Genomic DNA, 20005 nt, shown 5'->3' on the forward strand with positions numbered 1-20005 from the left:
GTGCTTCAGCCCTGGCAAGGGCCGGTTCCTTAGCCCCTGTGGCCAAGTTCTTGTTGGATCGCTTAGCGCACTTGGTGCTGCTGTAGCAGTGGCTGTCGAATTCGACGCCGCACTGTTACGCCAGGGTTCGTCGGCTGACTTGCGTCGCTTTGAGCAGGGCGCTCAAGCGCCGCAAGGCAGCTTCAGCCTCGATATCACTCTGAACCAACAGTGGAAGGGGCGCCACGTCGTGGTGCTCAAGATTCCACCGGGAGCCGTAGAGAGCGCGGCTTGTTACAGTGAAACGCTGCTGCACAGCTTAGGGCTGGATGTGCAGCGGTTTGGTGATAGCGTCCGCGAGGCGTTGGTAGGCAGAGACGCGTGTGTTGCCCTTGACAGGCTCGGTGTAGTTGCCACTGAAACGCTGGACCTGGGCAATCAGGGTCTGGATCTACAGATCGCGCAGGACGCTTTGCGCCGGCAGCCAAACGGCTATCTACCCCCTGATCAATGGGACAGTGGAGTCAGCGCGGGCTTCATCAATTACACTTTCAGCCACTATCAACGTCAGGACCGGCAACAGCGCAGCAATTTGCAACAGAGCTTTCTGGGGGTGCGCGCTGGGGTGAATACGGGTGACTGGTATTGGCGTCACGATGGCAGTTGGCAGGCTTCAAATACCCGTGCGACCCGCTATCAAGCGGGTGCTACTTCAGTCAGAACCGACGTCCCGACCTGGTCGGCGCAGATTACCCTAGGTGATGGCTACAGCAATGCGGGTGTGTTCCCCGGTAGCGCATTTCGCGGGGTGCTGCTGGGCACTGATGAGCGCATGCTGGCGCAGGAGCTGCGAGGCTTTGCGCCGACGGTAAAAGGAGTGGCAAGCAGCACCGCTTTATTAACTGTTCGTCAGCGGGGCGTACTGCTGCATGAGTCTACGGTCGCGCCAGGCCCCTTCGAGATCGATGACCTGCCTGCCAGTGGTCTGAGCGAAGAGCTTGAGGTGAGCTTGCGCCAGGCCGATGGCAGCGTGCGCACGTTTTTTCTGCCAAATCAGGTAGCGCCTCTAGCCTTGCGGCCTGGCGCCAGCCGGTTCGAATTTAGCAGTGGCGTCTGGCGCAACGATTCAGGGCGGACCGGTCCAGGCTTTATTCAAGGTAGCTGGCAACAGGGCGTGGACAATCGCTTCAGCGTGCACGGCGGCGCCTGGCTCGCTGAGGATTATCTTGCCAGCGCTATGGGGGCCGCAATCAATAGCGGTGTCGGCGCCTTTGGCTTGACCCATTACCACAGCCGGACCACGTTATCCTCAGGGCAGAGTGGCAGAGGCCATGCCATGCGCCTGAGTTGGCGTCATCGCCTGTCACGGGCGGGAACGGACCTCGGCGCCACCCTTACCCAAAGCAACAGCGCGGATCACTACAGTTTCGATGAGTTCGCCAACGGAAGTCGCAGAGGCCGCGCAAGGCCGCTGCGAAGACGCCTGCAGTTGAGCGTGCATCAGCACTTGGGCGACAAGGCCGGGCGCTTGAGCTTCACCACCAGCGACCGGCTTAATTGGTCTGGGGGTGGGCGCAGGATGGGCTACAACCTGGGCTACAGCAACTACCTCGGCGCGTTGACCTATGGGCTCAATATCAATCGTGAGCAGGGCGCCTTGGGACAAGCCTTCACGAACTATACGTTCAACGCCAGTGTGCCATTTGGAGAGCGCCGACGCTCGACACTCAGTAGTGGTGTCAATGTCGATTCGCTGGGGCGTAGTACCTCCAACCTGCGCTGGAGTGCTGTCGATGGCGAGCAGGGACAATGGGGGTATGGACTGGCAGTGGCCCAGCAGCAGGGCGTGCGCAACGATGCAGGGTTGGATGCCACTTTGCGCCACAGTGGCGCTGGCGGTCAGATCAGTGGCTCGCTGGTCAACCGCGGTGGCTATCGCCAGGCGGCGGTGGGGGCGCAAGGCGCGTTGGTCGCCCATGGGGGAGGGGTAATTGCCGCACCGCCGTTGGGCGATAGCTTCGCCATCGTGCAGGCGCCTGGCGCCGCCGGCGCGGGTATCCGCCAGCATCCACAGGTGCGCCTCGATCAACGCGGATACGCCGTGCTACCGTCGCTCGCGCCTTACCAACTCAATAGCGTGGAACTCGACCCTAAGGGCACCGCTCAGGATGTCGAACTGCAACTCACTGGCCAGTCGGTGGCGCCGCGGGCCGGCGCCGCCACGCTGCTGCATTATCCGACGCGTGTTGGCAGTCTGCAGGTGATCGAGGCTCGACTGAACGATGGCACAGCGCTGCCGTTTGGCGCACAGGTCTTTGATGAGCAAGGCCTGGAGCTGGGATTGGTTGGGCAGGGTAGCCAGTTGTATGTACGTAGCGCTGGCGATCAGCCTAAATGGCAGGTGGTGTGGGGCGATACTGAGGGTGAACAGTGCTGGATCGCATCCGAACCGAGGACTGAGCAAGAGCAGTCCGCAATCATTTGTACGCCGAGTGTTCGGGGCGGGTCTTAGATCTGCCGGTAGCCTAGGAATCAAACAATCTATCGGTAACCCAGCTTTATAGCCAAAACCAATCAGCAGCATCAGGTTTGCCAATGAGCCTTTATCGGAGTGCGCGGTTAGGATTCTCTGCGTCAACCCATTTCAAACCCCATGAAGGAGCGCATCTCATGCCTATCATCAACAGCCAGGTCAAACCGTTCAACGCTACTGCCTTCCACAACGGCGAATTCGTTCAGGTGAGCGAAGCCGATCTGCAAGGCAAGTGGTCTGTCGTGTTCTTCTACCCGGCCGACTTTACCTTTGTCTGCCCAACCGAGCTGGGCGATCTGGCCGACAACTACGCTGAGTTCCAGAAGCTGGGCGTGGAAATCTACGGCGTGTCCACCGACACCCACTTCACCCACAAAGCGTGGCACGACACCTCGGAAACCATCGGCAAGATCAAGTACCCGCTGATTGGTGACCCGACCCACGTCATCTCGCGCAACTTCGACGTGCTGATCGAAGAAGCCGGCCTGGCCGATCGCGGTACCTTCGTGATCAACCCAGAAGGCCAGATCAAGATCGTCGAAATCAACGACGGTGGTGTAGGCCGCGACGCTAGCGAACTGCTGCGCAAAGTCAAGGCTGCCCAGTACGTTGCCGCCCACCCAGGCGAAGTCTGCCCTGCGAAGTGGAAAGAAGGTGAAGCTACCCTGGCGCCATCGCTGGACCTGGTTGGCAAGATCTAACGTCATGCCCCGGCTGCGGGCGGTGAGCAACCGCCACTTCTAAGTTGTCACCGCCCCGTAAAAAACGCCCGGGCGACCTCGCCTGGGCGTTTTTATTTACACGTTTGAACAAGGAATCGCCCGTATGTTGGACGCCACGCTTAAATCGCAACTGAAAACCTACCTGGAGCGGGTCACCCAGCCGATCGAGATCGTTGCCTCCCTCGACGACGGCGCGAAGTCCCGCGAATTGCACGACCTGCTGGTGGAAATCGCCGGCCTGTCGAACCTGATTACCTTGAGCAAGGATGGCACCGACGCCCGTCGTCCATCGTTCTCGCTCAATCGCCCTGGTGCGGACATTAGCCTGCGTTTCGCCGGCATCCCTATGGGCCACGAGTTCACCTCGCTGGTACTGGCGCTGCTGCAAGTCGGCGGCCATCCGTCCAAGGCCAGTGCTGAAGTGATCGAGCAGATCCAGGCGCTGGAGGGTGAGTTCACCTTCGAGACTTACTTCTCGCTGTCGTGTCAGAACTGCCCGGACGTGGTCCAGGCGCTGAACCTGATGGCCGTGCTCAACCCTAACGTGCGCCATGTGGCCATCGACGGTGCCCTGTTCCAGGAAGAGGTCGAGGCCCGCAAGGTCATGGCCGTGCCGAGCATCTACCTCAACGGCGAGGTGTTCGGCCAGGGCCGGATGGGCCTGGAAGAGATTCTTGGCAAGATCGACACCAACTCCGGTGCTCGCCAGGCCGAGAAGATCAACGCCAAGGACGCTTTCGACGTGCTGGTGGTCGGCGGTGGCCCGGCTGGCGCCGCAGCGGCGATCTACGCCGCGCGTAAAGGTATCCGCACCGGTGTTGCCGCTGAGCGCTTCGGCGGTCAGGTGCTCGACACCATGGCCATCGAGAACTTCATTTCGGTTCAGGAAACCGAAGGGCCGAAACTGGCTTCGGCGCTGGAAGAGCACGTCAAGCAGTACGACGTCGACATCATGAACTTGCAACGCGGCGAAGCGCTGATCCCGGCCAGCGATGGCGGCCTGCATGAAGTGCGCCTGGCTGGCGGTGCGTCGCTCAAGGCCAAGACCGTGATCCTGGCCACGGGCGCCCGCTGGCGCGAAATGAACGTGCCCGGTGAGCAGCAATACCGCGCCCGTGGCGTGGCCTACTGCCCGCACTGTGACGGCCCGCTATTCAAAGGCAAGCGCGTGGCAGTGATCGGGGGCGGTAACTCGGGGGTGGAGGCGGCCATCGACCTGGCGGGTATCGTGGCCCAGGTAACCCTGATCGAGTTCGACAGCCAACTGCGCGCAGACGCTGTCTTGCAACGCAAGCTGTACAGCCTGGCCAACGTAAAGGTGATCACCAGCGCACTGACGACTGAAGTGCTCGGTGATGGCGAGAAGGTCAACGGTCTGCGCTACAAGGACCGCACCAACGACCAGCAGCACGACCTGGCGCTGGAAGGCATCTTTGTGCAAATCGGCCTGCTGCCTAACACCGATTGGCTCAAGGGCACGGTCGAGTTGTCGCCGCGCGGTGAGATCATTGTCGACGCCAAGGGCCAGACCAACATCCCGGGCGTGTTCGCCGCAGGTGATGTGACCACGGTGCCGTACAAACAGATCGTGATCGCGGTGGGCGAGGGAGCCAAGGCATCGTTGTCGGCCTTCGATCACCTGATCCGGACCTCTGCGCCAGCTTGACTGCGCTAGCTGAATGAGAAACGCCGCCTGCTTGGGCGGCGTTTTTTTGCGCCAGTCAGCCCCGCCCTCATCGCGGGGCAAGCCCGCTCCCACGCCGACTTGCCCCGCGATAAGCTCGGACTGACACCTGATGATCATCGTTCGTACAGAGGCGTTCCAGGTGGGGTGTCTATAGTAAAGACAGACACCTGCCAAAGAGGCTTCTGATGCGTTTGATCAGCCGCGAACCCTGGTGGCTAAAGCCACCCCAGCCTGGGCAGAACGAGCAGGACCTGCACTGGGGCTATCTGGAAATCTACGCCGACGGTAGCACGATCTTTGTCGACCAGCGCCCCAGCGATCAGGAGCTGGCCGAGCGCAAGAGCTGTCGCAACTTCCCCGATCCCGCACCGCCCTGATTCAGCCTTCGAGCAGCGCCAGGCGCTCTTCCAGCGCAGCGATGCGTGCTTCAAGTGCTTCAATGCGCTCTTGCGAGACGCCCGCTGCCGGGCTTCTCTCGCCAGCACTTTGTTGGCGCGCAGCCAGAATGGCCTCGATTTCCGCCGGGTCACCCAGGGCATGGGTGTAGCGGTCTTCACGCTGCCCTGCCTGACGTGGCAAATGCACCGCCAGCTCACGGGAAATCAAGCGCTCCAGCTGATGCTGAACTTGATCGCCATCCTCGAATTCATGCAGACGATTGCTGCGTGTCAGCAGCTCATTAATGGTTTGTGGCCCGCGCAGGAACATCAGGCCCATCAACACCAACTGCGCCGGCACCAGCTCCAGCGCCTTGTCCACACGCTGCTCCCAGCGATCGGCACGGCTGCCCATCTGCAGGCGGGCAAAACCTTGCCCTTCGAGTGCGCGCAGTGCCTGGCCGACCTGGCCTGGAGAGAGGTTCATGACCGGCTCACGGCTGGTTTTCTGGTTACAGGCCAGGACCAGGGCATTGAGGGTCAAGGGGTAACTTTCAGGGCTGGTGGCCTGCTTTTCGATCAGCGAGCCAAGAATGCGGATTTCGGTGCTGGTGAAGCGGCCTTCGCTGGCGTTTTGCTGTTCTGACATGGCCCTGTCTCGTTGCGAGGAAAGGCCCCTAGACTAGGGGCCTGGCAGGGTAAAGACAAGCAGCCTCAGGCGCCGCGACGCGCCTGGGCTTCGCAGGCTGCGGCGGTGAAGATGACGTCGGTGGAAGAGTTCAGGGCTGTTTCCGCCGAGTCTTGCAGCACGCCGATGATGAAGCCGACTGCCACCACCTGCATGGCGATCTCGCTGGGGATGCCGAACAGGCTGCAGGCCAGTGGAATCAGCAGCAGCGACCCACCTGCCACACCCGAGGCGCCGCATGCGCACACCGCAGCGACAACGCTGAGCAGCACGGCGGTCGGCAGGTCGATTGCGATACCCAAGGTGTGCACTGCCGCCAGGGTCAGCACGGTGATGGTGATTGCCGCGCCGGCCATGTTGATGGTCGCACCCAGGGGGATCGACACCGAATAGGTATCCTCGTGCAGGCCGAGCTTGTGCGACAGTGCCAGGTTGACTGGGATGTTGGCCGCTGAGCTACGGGTAAAGAATGCGGTGATACCGCTTTCGCGCAGACACAGCAGTACCAGTGGGTAAGGGTTGCGGCGGATCTTCCAGAACACGATCAGCGGGTTCATCACCAGCGCCACGAACAGCATGCAGCCAATCAGTACCGCCAGCAGGTGCAAGTAGCCAAGCAGCGCTTGCAGGCCGGACTGGGCCAGGGTCGAGGCGACCAGGCCGAAGATCCCCAGCGGCGCGAAGCGGATCACGACGCGCACGATCAGGGTTACCCCGTTGGACAGGTCATCGACCACGGCGCGGGTAGTTTCGCCGGCATGGCGCAGGGCAATGCCCAGGCCGATGGCCCAGGTCAGCACGCCGATGAAATTGGCGTTCATCAAGGCGCTGATGGGGTTGTCTACGGCGCTGAGCAGCAGGTTTTGCATCACCTCGGTGATGCCCCCAGGGGCACTCAGCGAGGCCTCGCTGGCGCTCAACACCAAGGAGGAGGGGAACAGCATGCTGGCCACTACTGCGACAACGGCAGCGGCGAAAGTGCCCAGCAGGTACAGCCACAGAATAGGGCGGATGTGGGTTTCCTGACCGTGACGATGGTTGGCGATCGACGCCATGACCAGGATGAACACCAACACTGGCGCCACCGCTTTGAGGGCGCTGACGAATACCTTGCCCAGAAACGCCATATCACGCGCCACGGCAGGGGCGAGCAGGGCCAGGGCAATGCCGGCGACCAGGCCGATGACGATCTGGGTCACCAGGCTGGTACGGTTGAGCAGACGAAGGACGGGGGACATGTGCAGCACGATCTCAGGGACTTGGACGGGCGCGACTTTACCATAGACCTTTGTCGGCTGGTTTGGGCCTCTGCGCCGGTAATCGCTGCGCCGGACCGCTGGTAAACGCCCTGGCAATCACCAATTGAACAGCTCCCGCCGCGCGCCCTCGGTAATGGCCACGATCCCCGGATGCTTGACCTTGCGCTCCACCGAGATCGCATAGAACGACTCGTTCACTGCCTCGGTCTGGCCAATCAGCACTACCCCATACTGGCGGCAGACCTCCTCGGCAATCACGCTGGGGGCGACGAAAATGCCGCTGCCAGATTGGCCGAACGCCTGCATCAAGGCACTGTCGTCGAATTCGCCAATGATCCGCGGTTGCACATGTTGCTCGGATAACCAACGCAGCAGCCGGCTACGCACCACGGTTTCCTGGCCAGGGATCAGCAACGGCGCATCGTTGAGGCAGGCGGGGAAGGGCGGGTGGTGGCGTTCGGCCAGGGCAGGGGTGGCGAAGAAGCTCAAGCCACATTCGCCGAGCTTCTGGCTATAGCCCTTGATATCCAGGTGGCTCGGCATCGGACTGTCGGAAATCACTAGGTCCAGGCGCTGAATGGCCAGGTCCGCCAGCAAACGCTCGAGCTTGTCTTCCCGGCAATTGATGCGCAGCACGCCTTCAAGCTCCATGGTCGGCGCCAGCAGTCGATAGACGATCGACTTGGGCACCACGTCAGCCACCCCGACCCGGAACAAGATCTGCTCCTGCGGCCCGGCGCGCAGCATGGCCTCCAGCTCCCCGCCAATCTGAAACATCTGCTCGGCGTACACCAAGGCCTGGCGCCCGGTTTCGGTCAGCTCAAGCTGCCGACCCACTCGCTGGAACAGCTCCAGGCCGTGGGTCTGCTCGAACAGGCTGATCTGCCCGCTGATGGTCTGCGGGGTGAGGTTCAATTGCTCGCTGGCGCGGGCAATGCTGCCTGTGCGGGCGACCACCCAGAAATAATGCAACTGCCTGTAGTTAAGCATCTCGGGATTACCATTATTCGGAATAGCCGAAGTATAACCGCTAAAAAAACGAATTTTCCGGATGTTTCCATTTCACTAGAATGCCTTCCCATCAGGCATCGTGCGTGCCGCCCGGACATGACAAGTGAGGAACCCATGCTACAACTGAAATCCATTGGCACCCCATTGGTGCTGGCTTTGGCGCTGTTCACCATGGCAGGCTGCGACCAGGCGGAAAAATCTGCCCAGCAGATGCTCGATCAGGCCGCCGAATCGGCCAAGCAGGCGATCGACGACACTAATAAAGCCGCCCAGCAGGCTTTGAATGACGCCATCGGCGGCGAGGGCGAGAAGTCGTCCAAGCCAGCCGCTGAGCAAGACAAGACCCAGGACATCTGATTTACAGACCCCAAACAGGATTGATTCATGGAATATTTGCTGGAACTCGCCGCAAGCCCGACCGCCTGGGTTGCCCTGGCCACTCTGGTGGCGATGGAAGTCGTACTGGGTATCGACAACCTGATCTTCATCTCGATCCTGACCAACAAGCTGCCGGTGGAATATCGCTCCAAGGCTCGCCGTATCGGTATCAGCATGGCCTTGATCATGCGCCTGGCGCTGCTCAGCACCGTCGCTTGGATCGTCCAGTTGACCGATCCTGTGATCGAACTGTTCGGTAATGCCTTCTCCTGGAAGGACATGATCCTGATTGCCGGTGGTCTGTTCCTGCTGTGGAAGGCGACCAAAGAAATCCACGAAAGCGTCGACCCGCATGGTGCCAAGGAAGAGGCCAAGGTTTCCAGCACCGTCACCCTGGGCTTTGCGGCAGCGATCTTCCAGATCCTGCTGTTGGACATCGTGTTCTCGGTCGATAGCATCATCACCGCCGTGGGCATGACCGAGCACTTGCCGATCATGATCATTGCCGTGATCGCTGCCGTGATCGTGATGATGGTTGCGGCCGACCCGCTGGCCAACTTCATCAACGACAACCCGACCGTAGTCATGCTGGCCTTGGGCTTTTTGATCATGATCGGTATGACCCTGATCGCCGAAGGTTTCGGTGCGCATGTACCGAAGGGCTATGTGTATGCAGCGATGGCCTTCTCGACCGTGATCGAGATGCTCAACATCTTCGCTCGTCGGGCGCGGTTGAAGCGTGAGGCGGCTGAAGGTTAAGCAACAGTTGGCTGCAAGTTGCATTCAGTATTGGGGCCGCAAAGCGGCCCCAAGTCTTTTAAGAGCAACCGCAGTTAGGGGGCAGGCTTAATGCGCCCCGGCATGCCGTCGAGCGCGGCGCACAGACTGCTGCTTGGATTGGACCTGCGGCGGCAGGTGATGGTGCGAGTGCCGACGCACGATGCGCAGTACACCCCAGAGCATGGCGGCAGCGACACTGATCCACATACCCACCAGCATTAGAATTGCCATTGTCAGGCTCATGTGTGCCTCCTTCTCTCAGGCAAGCCCCAGGCTCGCCCTCCAGACACTGCTTTAGTCTAGCTCGCCCCCCGTGACGTTCCATTGACCAAAGGTCTATCCCTTGGGTCGATTTGTTCCAAGCCGGTGTCGGACTATACCCATGCGCGTCTGCAATCTATGATCTGTGCCCACGGCCGGGCGCTGCCTGCCTGGCATCCAGACAAGCGAGTGTCCATGTTGCAACAACCCCTCAAGTCGTCGGGCAGCCTGCCGCGTCATATCCTCGCTGCGTGTCTGCTGGTCGCCAGCCTGGCTGGTTGCGCGGGCGGCCCTGCGCCTGCATCCAAGGGCCTGCCACAGCGGGTCGAGATCAGCAGCGTGCCGTTCTTTCGTGGCAATGCCAACCACAGTGGCGCCATGGCCCTGGCAATGGCTTTGTCCCAGCAGGGCGTGCGCATTACCCCAGGCCTGCTCGATAAGCCCCTGAACTTGCCACAACGCGTTGACTCGCTGCAGACGACCATTCCTGCTGCTGCGCGTGACTACGGCATGTTGGTCTACCCGTTGGACCCGCGCCTGGATGCCTTGTTGACCCAGGTGGCCGCCGGTAATCCAGTCTTGCTGCGCTATCAGGAAGGCTCTGCCTGGTGGAGCGAGCCGCGTTACGCCGTGTTGGTCGGTTATGACAGTTACAAGCAACGGGTGCTGCTGCGCTCGGGCATGCATCGGCGCCAGCTGATGGCGTTCGACGACTTTGCCGCGGCGTGGGAGAGTGCAGGGAGTTGGGCGGTGCTCGTGCAATCGCCACTGCAATTGCCAGCCCAAGTAGATCGCCAGCGCTGGCTGAAGGCCGCGGACGAACTGGCCCGCGCAGGCCAGGAAACTGCCGCCAAGCAGGCCATTGGCAGTATCGGCCAGTAACTCGAGACATAAAAAAGCCCACTCCTACCAAGACGCTATCGTCCCTGTAGGAGCGGGCTCGTGCCGCGATGAGGCGCTTAAAACCCCCGTACCTCTCAGAAGCCTAGGCGATCGCGCAGGCTGTAGTACCAGGCACCCATGGCGCTGAACGGAACCCGCAGCAGCTGGCCACCCGGGAACGGGTAGTGCGGCAGGCCGGCGAAGGCATCGAAACGCTCTGCCTGGCCACGCAAGGCTTCAGCCAGCACTTTGCCCGCCAAGTGGGTGTAGGTCACGCCGTGACCCGAGCAGCCCTGCGAGTAATAGATGTTGTCGCCGATGCGACCAACTTGCGGCAGGCGCGACAAGGTCAGCAGGAAGTTACCGGTCCAGGCGAAGTCGATCTTCACATCTTTGAGCTGCGGGAAGGCCTTGAGCATCTTCGGCCGGATGATCGCCTCGATGTTGGCCGGGTCGCGCGCGCCGTAGACCACGCCACCACCGAAGATCAAGCGCTTGTCGCCCGTCAGGCGGTAGTAGTCGAGCAGGTAGTTGCAGTCTTCGACGCAGTAGTCTTGTGGCAGCAGCGTGCGCGCCAGCTCATCACCCAGTGGCTCGGTGGTGATGACCTGGGTGCCGCACGGCATCGACTTGGAGGCCAGCTCAGGGACCAGGTTGCCCAGGTAAGCGTTGCCCGCAACGATGATGAACTTGGCACGGACTTTACCCTGCGGTGTATGAACCACTGGATTGGCGCCGCGCTCGATGCGCACGGCTGGCGTCTGCTCGTAGATCACGCCACCGAGCGATTCGACCGCTGCCGCTTCGCCCAGCGCCAGGTTGAGCGGGTGGATATGGCCGCCGCTCATGTCCAGCATGCCGCCGACATAGCTATCGCAAGCGACCACTTCGCGGATGCGTTTTTGGTCCATCAGCTCTAGTTGGGTGTGGCCGTAGCGTTCCCACAGGCGCTTTTGCGATTCCAGGTGGCCCATCTGCTTGCTGGTCAGTGCAGCGAATACACCGCCATCTTTGAGGTCGCACTGGATGTTGTACTTGGCCACGCGCTCACGGATGATGCGCCCGCCTTCAAAGGCCATCGCGCCCAGCAGTTCGGCTTGCTTAGGGCCGACGGTGCGTTCGATGACGTCGATATCACGGCTGTAGCTGTTGACGATCTGACCGCCGTTGCGGCCCGATGCGCCGAAGCCAACTTTGGCCGCTTCGACGATGGTCACTTTGAAGCCGTTTTCAAGCAGGAACAATGCGCTGGAAAGACCGGTGTAGCCAGCGCCGATTACGCAGATATCCGTCTCCACCTCACCCTGCAGCGCCGGACGTGGCGGCACCGGGTTAGCCGAGGCGGCGTAGTAGGACTGGGGGTAGGGGGTATTGGCCATGCTCGAGAAACCTCGTGTTTTATATTTTTAACGAATGTACCGATGCTATCAATAATAATAAACACCCGCTAGTCGTATGGTGAAAATCCTTTACGAGCAGCGCTTCTTTAGGCATGAGCAATAATGTTTAAGATTCAGCGGGTTAGCGTGAAAAAAGTGTTGACAGCTCATCTGCAATGCGTAGAATGCGCCCCACGACAGGCACATAGCTCAGTTGGTTAGAGCACCACCTTGACATGGTGGGGGTCGTTGGTTCGAGTCCAATTGTGCCTACCAAATCGAAGAAGGGCGATCCGAAAGGATCGCCCTTTTTGCATTTCGGCGGGTGGCTTTTGCCTCGTGGCTGCGGCGCTTTCGCGGGCAGGCTCGCTGCCCTAGGCTTAGTTGCTGCAAATGGCAAAGTTTTTGATTTTTCTGAAAAAAACGCTTTACAGCTTGGTGTATCACTCGTAATATGCGCCCCACACGACAGGCACATAGCTCAGTTGGTTAGAGCACCACCTTGACATGGTGGGGGTCGTTGGTTCGAGTCCAATTGTGCCTACCAAATCAGAAGAGGGCGATCCGAAAGGATCGCCCTTTTTGCATTCACATTCCGGCTGGAAACACCCTGCGGCAGCCTGCCCATCGGCGAGAGAGGGGCGTCATGCTAGACTGCGCCCCTTCGAATCTGGAGATACACGCGTGCGCAAACTGGCAGTGGTAATGGCAGTGCTGGCCCTGGCGGGCTGTAACAACGAAGTTGATGGCGTGCATAAAAAGGTAGCCGAGCACCTGAGCAACCCCAAGACCGCCAAGTTCGCCAACGTGCGTTTCGACACCCAGGGCTCCATCTGTGGTCAGTTCCGCGGCAAAGACGACGCGGGCAAGTTTGAGGCCTATCGCAGCTACGTGGCGATCAAGCACGATGGCCAGTACGAAATTATCGTCGATGACACCGGCAATAATCTGCGCATTCGTGAGATCTGCGGCGGTGCCGACTTGCAGCGGCGTGCCGAGGCAGTGGCAGATCAGCCGGCGCCTGAAGGCTGGGATGTGGAAGTGATCCAGGGGGCCAATATGGGCGCCTTGAGCGACATGACTGCGCGCCTGATCGAGAAGGGCATCCCTTCTTCGGTCGAATACCGAGATGGCAAACCGGTGGTATTGATGGGGCCTTTCCCGACCAAAGAAGAAGCTGAGGCGCGCAAGGCCGATGTCATGGCGCGGCAGGGTACTGATTCGATCGTTATTCAGCACGGCGTCCAGCGCTGAGCTTCATTGGTTTTCCGGACTCTTTCGCGGGGCAAGCCCGCTCCCCCACCGATCGCGCCAACCTTTCGTTTGGGGTGAGTCTGTGGGTGCGGGCTTGCCCCGCGATGAGGCCCACATCGGCGATAGAGCCTACGCTTGCCATGTGCGGGCTGTCCTGCAACGCCCGTCCCAGCTATGCTTGCCCCTGAAGGCGCAGAGCAGGGAGGGGCCTCATGTCTACACTGGAGCGGGCCATCGTTGTGGCCGCCAGAGCGCATGAAGGGCAGTATGACAAGGGTGGCGCGGCGTATATCCTTCACCCGTTGCGGGTGATGATGCGGGTGTCCACGCCTGAGCAGCGCATTGTTGCCGTGCTTCACGACGTGTTGGAGGACACCCAACTGACCGTTGCCGATCTAGCACGCGAAGGCTTTCCACTGAAGATTCTCGCGGCGCTGCTGTCGCTGAGTCGGCGCAGGGGTGAGAGCTACGAGGCATTCGTGGTGCGTCTGGGTGATGATCCATTGGCCAGAGAGGTCAAGTTGGCCGACCTTGCCGACAATAGCGATCTCACCCGCATTGCCTGTCCGGGGCCTGCTGACCTGGCCAGGTTGACCCGTTATCGGGAGGCCAGCGCCTACTTGCAGACGCTGGCTTGAGCTTCAGGTGCAGGCCTTGAGGTTCACCGGACCGACAAACTCGTTGCCGCGCCCCATCACGCAGGCCACCTGCTGGTTGCGTTGCAGCTCCCAGGTTTGCGGCGGGTAAGTCTTGTTCCAGGCTTCGAACAGTTGCCGGTCCTGTTTGGATAGGCGCAAGTTGTACTGTTTGCTCATGTAGAAGTAGGTGCGCGCGATCATCCCGCGGATCGAAGGCCGCGGCATGACTTTCTTGGCCTTGAAGTCCACCTGGGTCAGGCAGCTGCCATATTGCCCATGCTGCTCCGGTAGCCAGCCGAAACTGTAGTTGCTGCGGTCGCCATTCACCTCGCCAATACTGGGTACCAAGTTGTGCAGGTCAGCTTCTGCACGCTTGTACACGGTGTCATTGCGCGAGCAATTCTTGCGCCCGCCGTCTTGCCAGCACTGGCGTTGATGGCCAATCTGCCAGGCCGGAACGATGTGCTCCCATTCAATGCGCGAGGCGCGCTGGGCATTCTTGCGCGGCTGGTAACCGCAGGAGGCCAAGTCAACTTTGTTGCCGTTATACTTGCAGCCGCAATAGAACTCGGTGGATTGCGGTGCATATATCCGCCACGCGACCTTCTTGGCTTCCTGGAAGGTGCGCGGGGCGTCGGCGTGGGCAATGGGGGTGGTAAACAGCAGGCAAGCGGCGGCGAAAAGTGAAACTCTCATGTGCGATCAATCTTCCTTCGGCACGGTCCAGAAGATTTGCACGCCGCCGTCATCGCGGTGGGCGAGGGTGACGTTGTCGTTCTCGGCGATCTCATTGAGCAAGGTTGCCCAATCTTCGGGCAGTTCATGTTCAAGGCGGAAGATCAGTGCGGCGCGGCTGCGCTGGGCGGTAGGGCTGTTGATGATCTTCTGAATGCGCTCCCCAAGCAGCTGATAGGGCGTAGGGGTGGCTTGAGAGGTACTGGCCATTGGGCTTTTCCTTGTTTTGCTGTATGCGCATACAGTATTTCACTGTAGGTTATTTCGCAACAGCATGTAAGTCAAAAAGCCTATAAGACCGTGGTAGAGGGTTTCGTTCCGAGCGATACGATATTTTGCTTACTCAAAAGAAGATTAAGCTTATTGCTCTTGGGGCGGACTTGCCCGCGCGATAGGGTCGCAATGGTTCACATTGCGACCCCACTTACGCGCCTATCAGTATTCCCAGAAGATCCGCTGCAGCTCTTTACTGTCCTGGGTCTTGGTCATCGCGACCATGGCCAGGATCCGCGCCTTCTGCGGATTCAGGTCATGGGCGACCACCCAGTCATTCTTGTCATCGGGCTGTTCTGCGTTGCGCAGGACAAAACCGCCAGCATTGACGTGTGAAGAGCGAATGATCTGTACGCCATTCTTACGCAGCTCTTGCAGGGCAGGGACTACCCGCGACGACACCGAGCCATTACCGGTGCCGGCGTGGATCAGTGCCTTGGCGCCATTTTGTGCCAATGCCTTGTAGGCGGTATCGGTCACGTTGCCGTAGCCATAGGCGATGTCCACTGCGGGCAGGCTGCTGATCTGTTTGATGTCGAACTCGGAATTGACCGTATGGCGCTTGGCTGGCAGGCGGAACCAGTACGACTTGCCCTCGACCACCATGCCCAGCGGCCCCCAGGCGCTCTTGAATGCTTCGGTCTTGATGTTGACCATCTTGCTCACATCGCGGCCCGACTGGATTTCATCGTTCATGGTCACCAGTACGCCTTTGCCACGCGAATCTTTGTTGCTGGCCACGGCGACCGCGTTGTACAGATTGAGCATGCCGTCAGCGGACATGGCGGTGCCTGGGCGCATCGAGCCAACTACTACGATCGGCTTATCGGTCTTTTCCACCAGGTTGAGGAAGTAGGCAGTCTCTTCCAGGGTGTCGGTGCCGTGAGTGATGACGATGCCGTCGACATCATTGCTTTCGGCCAGCTCTGCAACACGCTTGCCGAGCTTGAGCAGGTCTTCATTGCTGATGCTCTCGGAGGCAATCTGCATCACCTGCTCGCCACGCACATTGGCCAGTTGCGCCAGTTCAGGCACCCCGGCAATCAACTTGTCGACCCCAAGCTTGGCGGCCTGGTAGGTGGCGCTGTTGGCAGCGCTGGCACCGGCGCCAGCGATGGTTCCGCCGGTGGCGAGGATCACCACATTGGCCAGTTTCTGTTGTTGCTCGGCTTCTTTGGCCGAGACGGCGGTGGGCAGAATCAGCAGTAGGGCGAGTGCCCCAGGGGCGAAGGATTTCAGTGCGGTTTTCATCGTTATTGTTCTCTCTCTTCCTAATGAGATTTATGAGTCGCACAGCTTTGAAGGCAGTTTTCGTACCAGATAGCGGCGTTCATCCTGGTGAGCCAGCAGCAATTGCTTCTCGGTCAATTCGCCCCCCTCAGGTACAGGGGAGGGCAGAGGTGTGTGCGAAGTCTACGGCCGATGTTTTGAGCAGCAAAAACCAGGCAGCAGCTACTGTCGTTCGGCTTCCCGAACAAGCGTAGGAAAAGATGTTCGGTTTTCCGTGTATTTTCCGGATATTCTCCACGCTCATGGCCAGGCGACACTACGGCAGAGGGATTTGACAAACGCGGGTCTTGTTTCCATAGTTATTCACCGCAAACGTTTGCGATCCGATAAAAAACACAAGATTCGGAGTCATCTTCCATGAAACTGCCGTTTTCCGCTCGTCTGTTGACCCTCGCTGTCGTCTCCACGCTGTCCTTGGCATCGCCTTTCTCGGTTCAGGCTGAAGACAAACCTAAAGTCGCCCTGGTGATGAAGTCGCTGGCTAACGAGTTCTTCCGCACCATGGAAGACGGCGCCAAGGACTACCAGAAACAGCACCCCAACGACTTCGACCTGGTGGCCAACGGCATCAAGGACGAGTCCGATACCGGCAACCAGATTCGCATCGTCGAGCAGATGATCGCCACCGGTGCCGACGCCCTGGTGATTGCTCCGGCGGACTCCAAAGCCCTGGTACCGGTGATCAAGAGGGCCATGGATGCGGGCATCACCGTGGTCAATATCGACAACCGCCTCGACCCCGAGGTGCTCAAGAGCAAGAACCTCAGCGTGCCATTCGTTGGCCCCGACAACCGCAAGGGCGCGCGCCTGGTCGGGGATTACCTGGCCAAAGAGAAGCTTAAGGCGGGTGATCAGGTCGGCATCATCGAGGGCGTACCGACCACCACCAACGCCCAGCAGCGCACCGCCGGCTTCAAAGATGCCATGGACGCTGCGCAGATGAAGGTTGTCTCGGTGCAGTCGGGCAACTGGGAGATCGACAAGGGCAATGCCGTGGCCGCCGCCATGCTCAACGAATACCCTGAACTCAAGGCGCTGCTGGCGGGTAACGACAGCATGGCTCTGGGCGCGGTGTCTGCGGTACGTGCCGCTGGCAAGACTGGGCAAGTGCAGGTGGTTGGCTACGACAACATCAATGCCATCAAGCCGATGCTCAAGGATGGCCGCGTGCTCGCCACCCTCGACCAGGATGCCAAGAAACAAGCGGTCTACGGCATTCAGGCGGCGCTGCAGATGATCAAGGGCGAAAAGCCTGAAGTGGATGCCGATAACGTCATCCAGACGCCGGTCGAACTGATCACCAAGCCTTGAGCCCAGCAGGAGATACGGCCATGTCTGCATCGGCCTATGAAACGGTGCTCTCTGTCAGCGGCCTGGGCAAGAGTTACGCCCAGCCGGTACTTGGCGACGTTGCCCTGAGCTTGCGCGCCGGCGAAGTGTTGGCGCTGACCGGCGAGAACGGCGCCGGCAAAAGCACCCTGTCCAAGCTGATCAGCGGCCTGGAGACCCCCAGCACCGGACACATGACATACCGCGGCCAGGCTTACGCTCCAGGTAGCCGTAGCGAGGCCGAGGGTCTCGGTGTGCGCATGGTCATGCAGGAGCTCAATTTGCTGCCGACCCTGACCGTGGCTGAGAACCTGTTTCTCGATAATCTGCCCAGCCGTTTTGGTTGGATCAGTCACAAGCGACTGCGCCAGTTGGCTGGCGCCGCCATGGCTCAAGTCGGCCTGGAGGCGATCGATCCGGATACGCCGGTCGGCGAGCTGGGCATCGGTCATCAACAAATGGTTGAAATCGCTCGTAATCTGATCGGCGACTGCCATGTGCTGATTTTCGATGAGCCGACTGCGATGCTCACCGCTCGCGAGGTGGAGCTGCTGTTCACGCAAATCGAGCGTCTGCGCCAGCGCGGGGTGGCCATCGTCTATATCTCCCACCGCCTGGAAGAGCTGCAGCGGGTGGCCCAGCGCATCGCCGTATTGCGCGATGGCAAGCTGGTGTGTGTCGAGCCGATCCAACGATATAGCAGCGCCGAACTGGTCAACCTGATGGTTGGCCGTGAACTGGGCGAGCATATCGACCTGGGGCGCCGCGACATCGGTGCGCCGTTGCTCAAGGTCGACAAGCTCAGCCGCGGTGACAAGGTTCGCGAAGTGTCGTTCGAGGTGAGGGCAGGGGAGATCTTCGGTATTTCCGGCCTGATTGGCGCCGGACGCACCGAGCTGCTGCGGCTGATCTATGGCGCTGACCGTGCCGACAGCGGCAGCGTTGCCTTGGGCCTGCCGCCGGCGCCTGTGACCATTGATTCGCCCAAGGCTGCGGTGCGCGCGGGCATTGCCTTGATCACCGAAGACCGTAAGGGCGAAGGCCTGCTGCTGACCCAGTCGATCAGCGCCAATATCGCCTTGGGCAACTTGGGCGCGGTGTCCCGCGCTGGGGTGCTCGATGGCGCCGCTGAAAGGACGCTGGCTGAACGCCAGATCAACGCCATGCGCATCCGCAGTGCCAGCCCTGCCCAGGTCGTTGGCGAGTTGTCGGGCGGCAATCAGCAGAAGGTGGTGATTGGCCGCTGGCTGGAGCGCGACTGCCAAGTGTTGCTGTTCGATGAGCCGACCCGCGGCATCGACGTCGGCGCCAAGTTCGACATCTATGGCTTGCTCGCCGAGTTGGCCCGCCAAGGCAAGGCATTGGTGGTGGTGTCCAGCGACTTGCGCGAGCTGATGCTGATCTGTGATCGCATCGCTGTGCTGTCCGCTGGCCGTCTTATCGAGACCTTCGAGCGCGATGCCTGGAGCCAGGACCAGCTGCTTGCCGCCGCATTTGCCGGCTACCAGAAACGTGACGCACTGCTGCACGACGCAGCCCCCAGGATGGACGCATGAAGACCACCCCCCTGCAAAACTCCGGTGCCGTTCCCGCGCGCCGTAGTGGTACCTACTTTGGCCTGGGCACCTACCTTGGGCTGGCTGGCGCCTTGTTGGCAATGATCGTGCTGTTCTCGCTGTTGAGCAGCCATTTCTTGTCCTACGCGACCTTCAGTACCTTGGCCAACCAGATACCCGACCTGATGGTGCTGGCAGTAGGGATGACGTTCGTACTGATCATTGGCGGTATCGATTTGTCGGTGGGCTCGGTATTGGCCCTGGCGGCCTCGGCGGTGAGCGTGGCGATCCTCGGCTGGGGCTGGAGTGTACTGCCTGCGGCGTTGCTGGGCATGGCAGTGGCGGCCATGGCCGGTAGCGTCACTGGCAGTATCACCGTAGCGTGGCGCATCCCCTCATTCATCGTCTCGCTTGGCGTACTGGAGATGGCGCGTGGCTTGGCCTACCAGTTCACCGATTCGCGTACCGCTTACATCGGTGACGCATTCGCCTGGTTCTCCAACCCCATCGCCTTTGGCATTGCGCCGGCGTTCATCATCGCCTTGGTGGTGATCATCGTTGCCCAGCTGGTGCTGACCCGCACAGTGTTCGGTCGCTACCTGATCGGCATTGGCACCAATGAAGAAGCCGTGCGCCTGGCAGGCATCGACCCGCGGCCATACAAGATCCTGGTCTTCACCCTGATGGGCCTGCTGGCTGGCCTGGCTGCGCTGTTTCAGATATCGCGCCTGGAGGCGGCCGATCCCAATGCGGGTTCTGGCCTCGAGCTGCAGGTGATCGCCGCCGTGGTGATCGGCGGCACCAGTCTGATGGGGGGGCGTGGCTCGGTCATCAGCACCTTCTTCGGCGTGTTGATCATCTCCGTGCTGGCCGCAGGCCTTGCGCAGATTGGCGCTTCGGAACCTACCAAACGCATCATCACCGGGGCGGTCATCGTCATCGCCGTGGTACTCGACACTTACCGCAGCCGGCGCGCGAGCCGGCGGAACTGAAC

Annotated in this window: 20 protein-coding genes and 2 tRNA genes; 14 read left to right on the forward strand and 8 right to left on the reverse strand. The window is 60.5% G+C overall.

The genetic code is table 11. From position 1 onward, the window contains the following. The first annotated feature begins 88 nt into the window (after positions 1-88). From ACI2JX_RS05590 to ACI2JX_RS05605, 4 genes are all read left to right on the forward strand, one after another. On the forward strand, positions 89-2491 hold the full coding sequence (locus ACI2JX_RS05590; protein WP_404689584.1) for a fimbria/pilus outer membrane usher protein: 2403 nt from the start codon (positions 89-91) through the stop codon (positions 2489-2491). Positions 2492-2649: 158 nt separating this feature from the next. Further along, positions 2650-3213 (forward strand): alkyl hydroperoxide reductase subunit C, encoded by a 564-nt coding sequence (gene ahpC / locus ACI2JX_RS05595; protein ID WP_186556717.1) that lies wholly within the window; start codon positions 2650-2652, stop codon positions 3211-3213. A 124-nt stretch (positions 3214-3337) separates the two neighbouring features. Continuing rightward, complete coding sequence (ahpF, locus tag ACI2JX_RS05600) at positions 3338-4900, forward strand: alkyl hydroperoxide reductase subunit F (protein ID WP_404689585.1); 1563 nt, start codon at positions 3338-3340, stop codon at positions 4898-4900. Between the two features lie 206 nt (positions 4901-5106). Beyond that, positions 5107-5298 (forward strand): hypothetical protein, encoded by a 192-nt coding sequence (locus ACI2JX_RS05605; RefSeq protein WP_264235947.1) that lies wholly within the window; start codon positions 5107-5109, stop codon positions 5296-5298. A gap of 1 nt (position 5299) precedes the next feature. Here the strand turns inward: ACI2JX_RS05605 and ACI2JX_RS05610 are convergent, their stop codons facing one another. The 3 genes from ACI2JX_RS05610 to nhaR all read right to left on the reverse strand — a co-directional run bounded on the left by ACI2JX_RS05610 (position 5300) and on the right by nhaR (position 8235). Further along, positions 5300-5947 (reverse strand): YceH family protein, encoded by a 648-nt coding sequence (locus tag ACI2JX_RS05610; protein WP_264235948.1) that lies wholly within the window; start codon positions 5945-5947, stop codon positions 5300-5302. A gap of 65 nt (positions 5948-6012) precedes the next feature. Next, positions 6013-7224, reverse strand: coding sequence for a serine/threonine transporter SstT (gene sstT, locus ACI2JX_RS05615; RefSeq protein ID WP_404689586.1), 1212 nt, complete (start codon positions 7222-7224; stop codon positions 6013-6015). 117 nt (positions 7225-7341) lie between these two features. Beyond that, positions 7342-8235, reverse strand: a complete 894-nt coding sequence (gene nhaR, locus ACI2JX_RS05620; RefSeq protein WP_404689587.1) for a transcriptional activator NhaR — start codon at positions 8233-8235, stop codon at positions 7342-7344. A gap of 135 nt (positions 8236-8370) precedes the next feature. On the opposite strand from nhaR, the gene ACI2JX_RS05625 reads away from it, so the two are divergent. Together ACI2JX_RS05625 and ACI2JX_RS05630 are read left to right on the forward strand one after the other, a co-directional pair. Beyond that, entirely contained in the window at positions 8371-8613 is a 243-nt protein-coding gene (locus ACI2JX_RS05625) for a hypothetical protein (protein ID WP_186556711.1), read from the forward strand. Positions 8614-8640: 27 nt separating this feature from the next. Continuing rightward, a complete protein-coding gene (locus tag ACI2JX_RS05630) occupies positions 8641-9393 on the forward strand; it encodes a TerC family protein (protein WP_186556710.1) in 753 nt (250 codons plus the stop codon). Between the two features lie 87 nt (positions 9394-9480). Here ACI2JX_RS05630 and ACI2JX_RS05635 read toward each other — a convergent pair whose 3' ends face one another. Continuing rightward, on the reverse strand, positions 9481-9657 hold the full coding sequence (locus ACI2JX_RS05635; RefSeq protein WP_264235950.1) for a hypothetical protein: 177 nt from the start codon (positions 9655-9657) through the stop codon (positions 9481-9483). 156 nt (positions 9658-9813) lie between these two features. On the opposite strand from ACI2JX_RS05635, the gene ACI2JX_RS05640 reads away from it, so the two are divergent. Next, positions 9814-10557, forward strand: coding sequence for a PA2778 family cysteine peptidase (locus tag ACI2JX_RS05640; protein WP_404689588.1), 744 nt, complete (start codon positions 9814-9816; stop codon positions 10555-10557). A 95-nt stretch (positions 10558-10652) separates the two neighbouring features. On the opposite strand, the gene ACI2JX_RS05645 is transcribed toward ACI2JX_RS05640, so the two are convergent. Next, positions 10653-11936 carry an FAD-binding oxidoreductase gene (locus ACI2JX_RS05645; RefSeq protein WP_264235952.1) on the reverse strand — a complete coding sequence of 428 codons (1284 nt, stop codon included), beginning with the start codon at positions 11934-11936 and terminating at the stop codon, positions 10653-10655. Positions 11937-12135: 199 nt separating this feature from the next. Here ACI2JX_RS05645 and ACI2JX_RS05650 point away from each other — a divergent pair. From ACI2JX_RS05650 to ACI2JX_RS05665, 4 genes are all read left to right on the forward strand, one after another. After that, positions 12136-12212 (forward strand) — tRNA-Val (locus ACI2JX_RS05650). A gap of 194 nt (positions 12213-12406) precedes the next feature. Then, positions 12407-12483: transfer RNA gene (locus ACI2JX_RS05655), tRNA-Val, on the forward strand. Positions 12484-12620: 137 nt separating this feature from the next. Further along, the gene (locus tag ACI2JX_RS05660; protein WP_186556136.1) at positions 12621-13190 is read left to right on the forward strand and encodes an SPOR domain-containing protein; all 570 of its coding nucleotides are present in this window, start codon (positions 12621-12623) and stop codon (positions 13188-13190) included. A gap of 212 nt (positions 13191-13402) precedes the next feature. Continuing rightward, positions 13403-13828 (forward strand): GTP pyrophosphokinase, encoded by a 426-nt coding sequence (locus ACI2JX_RS05665; RefSeq protein WP_264235953.1) that lies wholly within the window; start codon positions 13403-13405, stop codon positions 13826-13828. A 3-nt stretch (positions 13829-13831) separates the two neighbouring features. On the opposite strand, the gene ACI2JX_RS05670 is transcribed toward ACI2JX_RS05665, so the two are convergent. The 3 genes from ACI2JX_RS05670 to ACI2JX_RS05680 form a co-directional block, all read right to left on the reverse strand. Continuing rightward, positions 13832-14524: an endonuclease gene (locus tag ACI2JX_RS05670; RefSeq protein WP_404689589.1), complete on the reverse strand. Its 693-nt coding sequence runs from the start codon at positions 14522-14524 to the stop codon at positions 13832-13834. Between the two features lie 6 nt (positions 14525-14530). Further along, positions 14531-14773, reverse strand: a complete 243-nt coding sequence (locus tag ACI2JX_RS05675; protein WP_404689590.1) for a DUF1654 domain-containing protein — start codon at positions 14771-14773, stop codon at positions 14531-14533. A gap of 225 nt (positions 14774-14998) precedes the next feature. After that, on the reverse strand, positions 14999-16087 hold the full coding sequence (locus tag ACI2JX_RS05680) for an asparaginase (RefSeq protein ID WP_368971904.1): 1089 nt from the start codon (positions 16085-16087) through the stop codon (positions 14999-15001). Between the two features lie 396 nt (positions 16088-16483). On the opposite strand from ACI2JX_RS05680, the gene ACI2JX_RS05685 reads away from it, so the two are divergent. The 3 genes from ACI2JX_RS05685 to ACI2JX_RS05695 are packed head-to-tail and all read left to right on the forward strand — an operon-like array spanning position 16484 to position 20003. Further along, positions 16484-17437: a sugar ABC transporter substrate-binding protein gene (locus ACI2JX_RS05685; RefSeq protein WP_368971903.1), complete on the forward strand. Its 954-nt coding sequence runs from the start codon at positions 16484-16486 to the stop codon at positions 17435-17437. A 20-nt stretch (positions 17438-17457) separates the two neighbouring features. Then, a complete protein-coding gene (locus ACI2JX_RS05690) occupies positions 17458-19011 on the forward strand; it encodes a sugar ABC transporter ATP-binding protein (RefSeq protein WP_264235958.1) in 1554 nt (517 codons plus the stop codon). Further along, positions 19008-20003: an ABC transporter permease gene (locus ACI2JX_RS05695; protein ID WP_264235959.1), complete on the forward strand. Its 996-nt coding sequence runs from the start codon at positions 19008-19010 to the stop codon at positions 20001-20003. Before ACI2JX_RS05690 ends, ACI2JX_RS05695 begins: the two co-directional genes overlap by 4 nt. Positions 20004-20005 lie beyond the last annotated feature (2 nt).

The organism is Pseudomonas sp. NPDC088890, assembly GCF_044900155.1.
Taxonomy (GTDB): Bacteria; Pseudomonadota; Gammaproteobacteria; order Pseudomonadales; family Pseudomonadaceae; genus Aquipseudomonas; species Aquipseudomonas urmiensis.